The following is a 12,106-nucleotide window of genomic DNA, read 5'->3' as shown; positions in this document are numbered from 1 at the left end:
TATCAACTCTATTTATCGTACAGCCAAAAAAAAGGAGCCAAGGACAAAGTCCTTAACCCCTAATGAAAAGTATCATTATTTAGTATTTTTCTTTTGTTTGTCAAACTTCTTACGTTCGTTTGTGTTCAAAATCTTCTTACGTAATCTAACACTCTTAGGTGTTACTTCACAAAGTTCGTCTTCGTTTAGGAATTCGATAGATTGTTCTAGTGACATTTCTCTAGGAGTCTTGATGGCAGCAGCGTGATCCTTACCAGAAGCACGAGTATTTGTAAGGTTCTTACCCTTTGTAACAGTAACAGCGATATCTTGATCACGGCTACTTTCACCAACAACCATACCTTCGTATACATCAACACCGGCACCGATGAACAATGTACCACGATCTTCAACTGATTGTAGTGAATATGTAGTTGATGGACCTTGGTTGATTGAAACCAAAGCACCAGTTCTTCTACCTGGGTTCCAGTTCTTAACAACTGGTTTATATTCTGAGAATGTGTGGTTCAAAATACCATAACCACCAGTCATTGATAAGAATTCTGTTGAGTAACCAATCAAACCACGTGAAGGTGCAGAGAAAATCAAACGAGTTTGACCATTTCCTGTACTTTCCATGTTAACCATATCACCCTTACGTTGTGACATTGAGTCAATAACTGAACCAACGTATTCGTCAGGTGTATCAATAGTTACCTCTTCAAAAGGTTCGCACTTTTGGTTGTCAACTGTCTTGAAGATAACTTCTGGACGTGATAGTTGTAATTCGAAACCTTCACGACGCATTTCTTCAACAAGGATTGACAAGTGAAGTTCACCACGACCAGAAACTAGCCATGAACCAGCTTGATCAGTGTTTTCAACTTTCAATGAAACATCAGTGTGAAGTTGTCTTCTTAGACGATCCTCAATCTTTCTAGCAGTAACTTCTGTACCTTCACGACCAGCGAAAGGTGAGTTATTTTGCAAGAATGTCATTTGAAGTGTTGGTTCATCAATACGTAGCAATGGAAGTGCCTCTTGGTGATCAACTGGTGTAACAGTTTCACCAACATAGATATCTTCCATACCAGAAACGGCAATTAGGTCTCCGGCTTTAGCTGATTGAATTTCAACACGGTTCAAACCTAAGAAACCAAACAATTTAGTAACACGGAAGTTCTTTGTAGAACCATCGAGTTTCATAACTGTAACTGAGTCTCCAACGGCAATCTTCCCACGGAAGACACGTCCGATACCAATACGACCAACGTAATCGTTGTAATCTAGCAAGGCAACTTGGAATTGTAATGGTTCATCTGAGTTGTCAATTGGTGCTGGAATAGTCTTCAAAATTGTGTCAAAAATTGGGTTCATTGTGTGTTCTTGGTCAGCTGGATCATCTGAATAACTTGATGTTCCGTTGATAGCTGAAGCATAAACAACTGGGAAATCAAGTTGTGAATCGTCAGCACCTAATTCGATAAACAATTCAAGAACTTCGTCAACAACTTCATCAGGACGAGCACCTGGTCTATCAATTTTGTTGATAACAACGATAGGTGTTAAGTGTTGTTCCAAAGCCTTCTTCAACACGAAACGTGTTTGTGGCATTGTTCCTTCATAAGCATCAACAACAAGTAATACACCATCAACCATCTTCATGATACGTTCAACTTCACCACCGAAATCGGCGTGTCCTGGTGTATCCAAAATGTTGATTTTCTTACCATCATAATCAACCGCTGTATTCTTAGAAAGGATTGTGATACCACGTTCTCTTTCAATAGCATTTGAATCAAGGGCACGATCTTGAATTTCTGAATGTGAATCCAATGTGTCTGATTGTTTTAGCATTTCGTTAACTAATGTAGTTTTACCGTGGTCAACGTGAGCAATAATCGCAATGTTTCTAATATCTTCTCTTCTCTTAGTCAAATTAGTTCTTCCTTCCATAAATACGTGTTTAGATTACTTGCAATAAAAAAACTGTGAATGACTGTCACAGTTCACTAACGCGTTTTAAGTGTCTTTAGCGCTTCAGAAACGACTTTCTGAGTACCAACTATTACGACTTGTGATTCTAACATATTTATCGGGGTACCGTCAATACTTGCAACGTTCATCCCCGCTGCTTCACACATAACACGTCCAGCGGCTAAATCCCAAGGAGCTAAGTATGACATATACATGACCTCTTTACCAGTCAAAAGATGGCCAAAAATTATTCCCGCACTACCGTACACACGAAAACCACTGCTTTTCTTTATGACATCTTGAACTGAAAACTTATTGCTCAACGCCATAGGAGCAGATACGTCAACTAACCCTTCTACCAGGGGTAAATTTTTAGGATCATCAATTGGTTCTTCATTAATAAATAAGCCAATTTCTTTACCGCCATGATAAATTTCATTATCCATAACATCTATAATAGCACCAATTAGTGGTTCACCGTCAATGTAAACGCCAATCATTGAAGCAAAATTATCGCCTCGTTTAACGAAATTCATTGTGCCATCGATTGGATCAACAAAAAAAACTAGTCCTGACATGTCCTTAACTAAATCGCCATAGCCTTCTTCACTGACAATAGTTGCTTCAGGATAAGCCTCTTTTATTTTGCCATTAACAAATTTCTCAGTCTTTTTATCAAAATTAGTCACTAAATCATTACGATTCTTTTTTGTATCTACCGACATTTTTTTAATTGAATCTTCTCGCAGCCCTTTTCCAACTTCCGCTAAAAGCTGCACTAAAAAATGATCTATCTCCCTACTATCTACTTGCATTTCGTATCCTGACTTTCTCGCTTGCTTTTGCTTTTTGACAACTCTTAAAAACTTGATAGATTGAATAGCCCGACTGTAATTCAAATTCTTTATCAAGTCGTTTTTGTTCCATTTTCATGGGAACTACCTGTTGAAATGAGCGATATTTTTGCAAAAATTCATCCCTCTTAACACCGGATTCATAAGCCTGTTCGACTGCATTGTATAAAGCAATAACCGTTACGATATCGGCTTGAGTCCAGGTTTCATCAAAAGGATAACTATAATTATCTTGCATAGAATAACTCCCTTCATATTTACTCTACTATACAAAAAAAGCGATGTAATTGCATCGCTTTTTTATTGAAATCATTTATTTAGTCTACGAAGTTATCTAATTTCCGTTGCTAAATAATCTTTATTAAATTTCTTAAATAATATACTAATGTTCTAAATATGTGTTGGATAGCCAATCAAAATATCAGCTGCTTCTTGAATAGGTTCTCCTAATGTTGGATGTGGATGAATTGTCAAAGCAATATCTTCTGCATTCAATTGGCAATTTACAGCTACACTCAATTCGGAAATAAGATCACTAGCACCAGGGCCAACGATTTGTCCGCCTAAAAGTGTGCCGGTATCTTTTTGAGCAATCAACTTAACGAAGCCTTCTGCAGCATCCAAAGAAACGGCTCTAGCATTACCAGCAAATGGGAATTTAGCAACTTTAACTTCAATATTTTGATCTTTAGCATCTTGTTCTGTCAAACCGACACTAGCTAACTCTGGATCTGTAAAACAAACAGCAGGAACGCCGATATAGTCATTAGCTGTGTTTTTACCAGAAATAGCTCCAGCTACAGTCTTAGCTTCAAAAAAGGCTTTATGAGCCAATGCTGGACCTAGTGTGATGTCACCAATAGCATAGATGTGGTCAACAGATGTCTTACCTTGTTCATCAACTTCAACTAAACCTTTATCAGTTAATTTGACATTAGTCATCTCTAAACCAAAATTGTCAGTATTAGGACGACGTCCTACAGTTACCATACAATAATCAGCACTGATAGTTGTAGGTTCTCCGTCAACTTCATAAGTTACATCAACACTGTCGCCCTTATTCTCGCTCTTCTTAGCCATAGCATTGGTAATAATTGTGACACCTTTTTTCTCAAGGTTTTTCTTCACAATTGAAACTATATCTTTTTCGAAGTTAGGAATAATATTAGGTGATCCTTCAAGAATAGTTACATGAGCACCTAAGTCAGCATATGCTCCAGCCAACTCAGTTCCAACATAGCCACCACCAATAATGATGAATTCCTTAGGAACTTCTTTAAGATTCAAACCACCAGTTGAATCAATTACGCGATCATCAAATTTGAAACCTCTGATTTCAATAGGACGACTACCAGTAGCCAAAATCAAATTCTTAAATTTGATAGTTTGACCGCCACCGTTATCCATAAATTGTCTAGGACCGCTTGGCATTACACGTAATTGCGTATCATTGTCCAAATATGCCTCACCATTGATTAATTCAACATGATGTTTCTTTAGCAACATTTGAACACCGCCAGTCATTCTGGCAACGACTTTTTCATCTTTCCAAGCCTGGGTCTTAGTAAAGTCAATTTGCGCATCGCTTGTAGTAATACCATAAGTTGATGAGTCTTTAGCCTGTTGCAATCTGTGTCCAGCTGTTATCAAAGCCTTAGAAGGAACACAGCCTACGTTCAAACAAACCCCACCAACTGTATCTGATTTTTCAATCACTGTAACATCTTGACCTAATTCTGAAGCTCTGATTGCGGCAACATAGCCACCAGGGCCTGATCCAATAATAACGGTATCTTTTTCTATTACATTTTCTGCCATTTTAAACTAGCCCTCCATTAACAACATATCTGGATCATGCAACAATTTCTTCAAAAGGTTCAAAGCATTTTGGGCTAAGGCACCATCAATTAATCTGTGATCATAGCTCAATGATAACTTCAACATATTACCAACTTGAATATTTCCATCTTCATCAACATAAGGTTCCTTAGCAATCTTACCAACACCAAGAATTGCTACTTCTGGATAATTGATAACCGGTGTAAACCAACCACCACCGATTGAACCGACATTACTGATTGTAATGGAACCACCACTCATTTTATCCATACTCAACTTATTGTCATAAGCTGCTTGTGAATTTTCGGTAATTTCCTTAGCAATTTCAAACATCCCTTTAGAATCAACGTTCTTAACGTTTGGAACATATAATCCATGTTCAGTATTTGTTGCAATACCAACGTTAAAGTAATGTTTGTATACTATTTCTTCAGTTGAATCATCAATAGAAGCATTCAATTCAGGATATTCCTTCATTACGGCCACGAGAGCTTTGACAATATATGGTAAGAATGTTAAATGAATTCCCTTATCAGCTGCAATTGCCTTGTATTTCTTACGGTTAGCCATCAAAGCTGAAACTTCAACATCATCAAAACTTGTTACATGCGGTGCAGTGTGCTTACTTGTTACCATTGCTTTAGCAATAGCTTTTCTAGTCAGCGTCATCTTTTCACGTGTTTCAAGTTCAGGTGTAGCTGACTTGTATGGCGTAATTGGTTGAGCAGAAGCTGGTGTTTCTGTAGTTGTAGAAGTTTCTGCAGCAGGTTGTGCTACTGGATTTCCACTCTTATAGGAATCAACATCGCCCTTAGTGATCTGTCCATGCTTACCACTTGGAGTTACTTTACCTAAATCAACCCCTTGATCACGAGCATATTGACGAACTGATGGCATTGCTAAGTAATGTGTATTAGCTGAACCAGTTGCTGGACCAGCAGTTGCTGCTTTTTCTGCAGGAGCATCAGAAGCTTTAGCGGTTTCTTTTGCTTTAGGAGCAGGTGCTTCATCATCGCCTGTATCAGCGGAACCATCATCAATAATGATTAATGTATCTCCAATTTCCACTGTGTCGCCTTCATTAGCAACAATTTGTTTAACTGTACCAGAAACAGGTGAAGGCAATTCTTCAACGGATTTATCATTTTGAATTTCTACTAAAGAATCATCTTCTTTAACCGTATCGCCTTCCTTTACTAACCAGCTGGCAATTTCGCCTTCAGCCATACCTTCGCCTAGCTCAGGCAATTTAAATTTATATGCCATAGTTTTTTCCCTTCCTTCAATTAATTAGTAGTTGAGAATCTCATTTACTTTTTCTTCAATTTCTTTAGCACGTGGAATCCAAATATCTTCACCTAAAGCAAATGGATAAACACTATTAGGAGCTGCTACTCTACCAACTGGAGCATCAAGAGAAAGAATGGCACCCTCAGCGATGGCAGAAGCTACTTGTGCGCCAACACCAGCCATTTTTTGTGCTTCTTGGACAACTACTACTTTATGAGTTTTTTCAATTGATTTAAAAATTGTTTCTGTATCAATTGGTGAAACAGTTCTCAAGTCAATAACTTCTGCAGAAATATTCTTCTCTGCTAAAGTATCAGCTACTTTTAAAGCCTCATTCACTTCAGCACCATAAGCCACAATCGTGATATCGTTTCCTTCACGAACAACATTTGCTTTATCCAAAGGAACTGTATATTTTCCATCTGGAATATCATCTTTCATGGAACGATATAATTTCAAATTTTCCATAAATAGCACTGGATCATTATTCTCTACTGAAGAGATCAAAAGTCCCTTAGCATCATAAGGATTGCTTGGCATAACAACACGTAATCCTGGAATTCCTGTAAAGAAGTTTTCCAAATTATCAGCATGCATTTCAGCAGTATGAGTACCACCACCATAAGGTGTCCGGATAGTTACAGGGGCATTCTTCAATCCGTCAAATCTAAAACGCATTCTAGCTAATTGACCAGCAATTTGATCAACCGCTTCAAATGAGAAACCCATAAATTGAATTTCAGGAATAGGACGCCACCCAGTTAAGCCTAAACCAGTAGCTAGGCCCATAATTCCTGACTCAGCTAATGGTGTATCAAAAACACGGTCTTCTCCATATTTTTCTTGAAGTCCTTGTGTAGTTCTAAAGACACCGCCGTTTTTACCGACATCTTCACCAAAGATCAATGTCTTGGGATCGTCTTCCAGAACAATGTCTAAGGCATCTGTAATTGCTTGAATATAAGTTTTCTTAGCCATTTTTACTTCGACTCCTTTGCTTCAAATTTGTCAATTTCTTGTTTCATTTCTGGAGTTGGAATTTCAAATGTACGCTTCAACATATCGGAAACTTTATCAGATGGTGCAGCATCTGCTTCCTTGATAGCTTCCTTAAATGAGGCTTTATATTCATCGACCAATTTGTCCTCTTGTTCTTCAGACCATAATCCCTTGTCTTCCAAAACTTTTCTCAAACGAATCAATGGATCCTTTTCAAACCATGGTTGTTCTTCAGCCTTAGTTCTGTAACGCTTAGGATCATCACCAGCACTTGAATGAGCACCAAAACGATATGTTAATGTTTCAATTAGAACTGGACCATTGCCAGCCACCATATAATCACGAGCAGCTTTAGCAACAGCATAGCAAGCCAAAATATCCATTCCGTCTACTTGAACACTAGGGATACCTGCAGCAACGGCCTTTTGTGCCAAAGTAGGAGCAGCCGTTTGTTTAACACGTGGCGTTGAAATAGCAAAACCATTATTTTGAACAATGAAAAGTACGGGGGCTTGATAGGCTCCAGCAAAGTTCATTCCTTCATAACTGTCACCTTGAGAAGTACCACCGTCACCAGTATAGGTAAAGGCAATAGTATCTTCCTCTTTGTTTTTCTTAATACCAAGTCCTACACCAGCGGCTTCAACATAGGCAGCACCAATAATGATTTGAGGCATCATTGAACGTGCCTTAAATTTATTACCGACAACATTTCCTCTTGACCAAAGATATGCTTCAGTCACTGTTGCACCGTGTTGAATTAATTGTGGAACATCACGGTAAGCTGGAAGCAAATAATCTTGTTTCTTCATTGCTAGAACAGTTCCCATCTCGGAAGCTTCCTCACCTTCAGTTGGAGCATAGAATCCCATGCGTCCTTGACGAGAGAAGTTCATTGTCTGTTCATGCAGTGCACGTTCCCATACCATCTTTTTCATAAATTCTACTAAATCATCATCTGAAAAAGTATCAAAAATCTCTTGATCTGTTATCTCAGCATTTTCATTCAAAACTTGAATTGGTTTTGAAACATTTGATAAATTATTTTTAATCGCTTCAAAATCGACAATTGGTTTATTTGCCATACTTCACAGTCCTTTCATAAAAAACTCATCCCTTGTGAATATTGTAAGGGCTTTCATATATTTTTAGTCTAACATTGATCAGTCAAAAAACAAGTGGTTTAGGCATTCAACCACAAAAAAATTTTTAAACCGTGTTTGTGAAATTAGTAACTATTTTTCTAAATCAATTTCATTTTCAGACTTGCCAGTCTTTAATTCATCCACCATTGAATTCAAAGAAACTGTTGCCATATTTTTAACTGCCTTAGTTGTATAGAACGCAATATGTGGTGTCAAAATAAATCTAGGACTCTTGACGACTTTTTCCAGTAAATTATCGGAAAATTCTTGATCGCTAAGATCGGAATTAAAAATACCCACTTCATTTTCATAAACATCTAAAACAGCCCCATACAGCTTACCTTCTGCTACTGCATCATAGAGATCTTGCGTATTAATCAAATCCCCACGAGCTGTGTTAATTACAATCGCATCATCTTTCATTTCTGCAATCGACTGACGATTAATTACTGTATTGCCCTTGCCCAAACTAGGAATATGCAAAGTTACAACATCTGCTTGCTTCAATAGCGTATCCAAACTATCGACGTAAAGTCCCTCTTTTTCAATTTCAGGATTGTGAAATTTATCGAAAGCAATAACTTTTGCTCCAAAACCTTGATAAATTTTAATGGCCGCACGGCCAATTCTTCCTGTTCCAGCTACTCCAACGGTTAATTCATTTAACTCACGACCAATATCTGGCTCCCATTTAAAGTTATGATCATCGACCTTTCGAATCATGTGCTTTAGGTTTCTCAATAGTGCCATTAAGCCAGTAACTGAATATTCAGCAATTGCTTCTGGAGAATAACTAGGAACATTAGTTAAACGAATATTATTTCTCTTTAAAGCTTCTACTGGCACATTATCGACACCAACATTTCTCAAGGAAATTACGTGAATCCCATACTCATTCATCTTGTCAAAAATTTTTTCGTCATATGGCAATTGTTGATAAGCTACAACCCCGTCATAACCCTTAGCCATTTCTACAGTTTCCGGTGTCAATAAGTCAGTAACGATCGTAACCTCGATCTTATTTTCTTTGGACCATTCTTGAATATATTTTTTTTCATCTTCTCTTACGCCATAATCAATTAATTTCATTTTTATTAATGAACCTCCAATTACAATAAGCAAATTTTATGTTCCGTGAAATCGGTAACATGTACACTTTTCATTTTAGCATTATGCAGATTAATATCACAAAGATAACCGCCTACAAAAGCGTTAATATCAATGTTAGCGTTTACTAGCTATGAACAAATAAAAAAAATTTCAAATACTTCTATTTTTTAGGAAAAATAATCTATAATAGATATACTGTGGTATTTATGTACAATTAAACATTTGGAGGAAACTATGTATTTTATGAAAGATATCGTCCGTGATGGCGACCCTGTTTTAAGAAAAGTTGGAGCAAAAGTTCAATTTCCACTAAGTGATAAAGATAAAGCTTTAGCTGCAAACATGATGGAATATCTTGTTAAAAGTCAAGATGAAGAATACGCTGAAAAGCACCAATTAAGAGCTGGTGTTGGTTTAGCCGCTCCTCAAGTTGGGGTTTCAGAAATGATGGCCTCAGTTCTTGTACCCAACGAAGAAGATCCTGATAAACCTTTGCTCAAAATCACTTTGATCAATCCAGTCATCGTTAGAAATTCAGTTCAACGTGCTGCACTGTCTGAAGGCGAAGGCTGTCTATCAGTTGATAAAGACGTCCCTGGATTCGTCCCTAGAGCTGACCGTATCACTATTAAATACGATGACTTTGAAGGAAACTCACAAACATTGCGTGTTAAGGGCTATCCTGCAATTGTTTGCCAACATGAAATTGATCATTTAAATGGTCATCTCTACTATGACAAAATTAATAAAACTGCACCTTTTGATCTTGATCCAAGTACTGTCGTTATCTCTTAATCTAGCCGGCAAAGTATACTTACAATATTAGATATGGTAGAATTGTGCTATCTATTGAATATTGCGCAAATGGACTGGAAAAAACGTCAAATGAAACTGACCTGTTTCATTTAATTCGATTAAAGGAGAAATTTATATTGATTTATAAAGTTTTATATCAAACAAGTGAACTAGATAACCCCCGTCGTGAATTTACACATTCACTTTATATGGACGCTGCTTCAAGCATTGAAGTACGTCAAGCAGTTGAAAAGAATACTGACTATGACATTGAATTTATTCAGGAGCTCGATGAAAAGCATTTGGAATACGAAAAGAAGAGCCCTGACTTTAAATTAACGGAGTTTTAATTAATGTCCTTTAAAGTTAAAAATAATGAAGTTGCCGTTTTTGCCATCGGGGGCCTTGGCGAAATTGGTAAAAATATGTATGGAGTTCAATATCAAGATGAATTAATCGTTATTGATGCTGGAATTAAGTTTCCCGAAGATGAACTTCTAGGAATTGACTACGTCATTTCCGATTATAGCTATTTAGTAGAAAATAAAGATAAGATCAAGGGGTTATTTATTACCCATGGTCACGAAGATCATATCGGTGGTATCCCTTATCTTTTGCAACAACTTCCTAACATACCTGTTTATGCCGGTCCATTAGCTTGTGCATTAATTAAGGGTAAGTTGGAAGAACATGGTCTATTGAGAACAACTGAAATGCATGTTTTGCATGAAGACGATGTTATTAAATTCCCTAAGATGAGTGTTTCTTTCTTTAGAACAACTCACTCTATTCCTGATACACTTGGTGTTGCTGTTCATACGCCTCAAGGTATTATCGTTGAAACTGGAGATTTCAAATTTGATTTAACTCCTGTGGCCGGTTTACCTTCACCTAATCTTCAAAAGATGGCTGCTCTAGGTGCCAAGGGTGTTTTATGTCTATTATCTGATAGTACGAATGCAGAAATCCCTACTTTCTCTAAATCAGAACGTTCAGTTGGACTAACTATTCATCAAATATTTGAAACTATTCAAGGGCGAATTATCTTTGCCACTTTTGCTTCAAATATTTATCGTATTTCCCAAGCTGTTGATGCAGCAATTCAACAAGGTCGAAAAATTGCAGTCTTCGGACGTAGCATGGAACAAGCAATTGAAAATGGACGTGAGTTAGGTTATCTCAATATTACTGATGATATGTTGATTGACCCTCATGCTCTTAATCAAACTCCAGCTAATGAAACTTTGATTCTCTGTACTGGATCACAAGGTGAACCGTTAGCTGCTTTAAGTCGTATTGCAAACGGTACGCATAGACAGATTACAATTCAACCAGGCGATACAGTTATCTTCTCAAGTAACCCAATTCCTGGTAACACTATCAGTGTTAACCATTTGATCAACCAACTTTCTGAAGCTGGAGCAGAAGTTATTCACGGTAAGGTTAATAACATTCATGCTTCCGGTCACGGTGGTCAAGAGGAACAAGAACTTATGCTTCGCTTAATGAAACCTAAATTCTTTATGCCAATTCACGGTGAATATCGGATGTTAAAGATACATACCGAACTAGCCGAATTATGTGATGTACCTCAAGATCACTCTTTCTTGCTAGAAAATGGTGATGTCCTAGCTTTAACCAAAGATAATGCTCGTGTTGCTGGTCACTTCCCTGCCGGAGATGTTTATGTCGATGGTAAAGGCGTTGGCGATATCGGAAATGTCGTTATCCATGACCGTCAAGTTCTTTCTGAAGAAGGTATGGTTGTAGTAGTTGCAACAATTGATTATCAAAAGCACATCGTTTTAGCTGGTCCTGATATTCTTTCACGTGGTTTCGTATATATGCGTGAATCAGGCGAATTGATTAATCAAGCTCAAAAACGAGTTTTCCATTTAATCAAAAATGCTTTTGATACTGAAGATGAAAAAGTTACTGAAGCAACTTTAAAACGTATCATAATTGAAGGATTACAAGAATTCTTGTACAAACGTACTGCTAGAAATCCTGTAATTTTACCAATGTTAATAGGAACTTCAATCTAAAAACAGAGCGATAACTACTATTTTTCTAAATATGCAGTAAATATGGGCTGTACGATAAATAGAGTTGATAGGC

The 12,106-nt window shown here is 37.3% G+C and carries 11 protein-coding genes; 3 read left to right on the top strand and 8 right to left on the bottom strand.

From position 1 onward, the window contains the following. Positions 1-75 precede the first annotated feature (75 nt). The 8 genes from typA to FD26_RS09850 all read right to left on the bottom strand — a co-directional run bounded on the left by typA (position 76) and on the right by FD26_RS09850 (position 9,172). Positions 76-1,935, bottom strand: coding sequence for a translational GTPase TypA (gene typA / locus FD26_RS09885; protein ID WP_057868262.1), 1,860 nt, complete (start codon positions 1,933-1,935; stop codon positions 76-78). Positions 1,936-1,991: 56 nt separating this feature from the next. Then, positions 1,992-2,771 carry an inositol monophosphatase family protein gene (locus FD26_RS09880; protein WP_057868261.1) on the bottom strand — a complete coding sequence of 260 codons (780 nt, stop codon included), beginning with the start codon at positions 2,769-2,771 and terminating at the stop codon, positions 1,992-1,994. Beyond that, positions 2,758-3,048, bottom strand: coding sequence for a UPF0223 family protein (locus FD26_RS09875; RefSeq protein WP_057868260.1), 291 nt, complete (start codon positions 3,046-3,048; stop codon positions 2,758-2,760). Before FD26_RS09875 ends, FD26_RS09880 begins: the two co-directional genes overlap by 14 nt. A gap of 152 nt (positions 3,049-3,200) precedes the next feature. Beyond that, complete coding sequence (lpdA, locus tag FD26_RS09870; protein WP_057868259.1) at positions 3,201-4,628, bottom strand: dihydrolipoyl dehydrogenase; 1,428 nt, start codon at positions 4,626-4,628, stop codon at positions 3,201-3,203. Positions 4,629-4,634: 6 nt separating this feature from the next. Continuing rightward, positions 4,635-5,915: a 2-oxo acid dehydrogenase subunit E2 gene (locus tag FD26_RS09865; protein WP_057868258.1), complete on the bottom strand. Its 1,281-nt coding sequence runs from the start codon at positions 5,913-5,915 to the stop codon at positions 4,635-4,637. A gap of 24 nt (positions 5,916-5,939) precedes the next feature. Further along, on the bottom strand, positions 5,940-6,917 hold the full coding sequence (locus FD26_RS09860) for an alpha-ketoacid dehydrogenase subunit beta (protein ID WP_057868257.1): 978 nt from the start codon (positions 6,915-6,917) through the stop codon (positions 5,940-5,942). Between the two features lie 2 nt (positions 6,918-6,919). Further along, the gene (pdhA, locus tag FD26_RS09855) at positions 6,920-8,023 is read right to left on the bottom strand and encodes a pyruvate dehydrogenase (acetyl-transferring) E1 component subunit alpha (RefSeq protein ID WP_057868256.1); all 1,104 of its coding nucleotides are present in this window, start codon (positions 8,021-8,023) and stop codon (positions 6,920-6,922) included. A gap of 150 nt (positions 8,024-8,173) precedes the next feature. Beyond that, positions 8,174-9,172 (bottom strand): D-2-hydroxyacid dehydrogenase, encoded by a 999-nt coding sequence (locus tag FD26_RS09850; protein ID WP_057868255.1) that lies wholly within the window; start codon positions 9,170-9,172, stop codon positions 8,174-8,176. Between the two features lie 255 nt (positions 9,173-9,427). Here FD26_RS09850 and def point away from each other — a divergent pair, with 255 nt between their 5' ends. From def to rnjA, 3 genes are all read left to right on the top strand, one after another. Then, on the top strand, positions 9,428-9,988 hold the full coding sequence (gene def / locus FD26_RS09845) for a peptide deformylase (protein WP_057868254.1): 561 nt from the start codon (positions 9,428-9,430) through the stop codon (positions 9,986-9,988). Positions 9,989-10,125: 137 nt separating this feature from the next. Beyond that, a complete protein-coding gene (locus FD26_RS09840; RefSeq protein WP_057868253.1) occupies positions 10,126-10,338 on the top strand; it encodes a DNA-directed RNA polymerase subunit epsilon in 213 nt (70 codons plus the stop codon). A 3-nt stretch (positions 10,339-10,341) separates the two neighbouring features. Then, positions 10,342-12,033, top strand: coding sequence for a ribonuclease J1 (rnjA, locus tag FD26_RS09835; RefSeq protein WP_057868252.1), 1,692 nt, complete (start codon positions 10,342-10,344; stop codon positions 12,031-12,033). The last annotated feature ends 73 nt before the right edge of the window (positions 12,034-12,106 follow it).

Source organism: Companilactobacillus crustorum JCM 15951 (assembly GCF_001434585.1).
Lineage (GTDB): Bacteria > Bacillota > Bacilli > Lactobacillales > Lactobacillaceae > Companilactobacillus > Companilactobacillus crustorum.
Note: the sequence above shows the minus strand (reverse complement) of the source record. Positions and strands in the feature narration are given on the sequence as shown.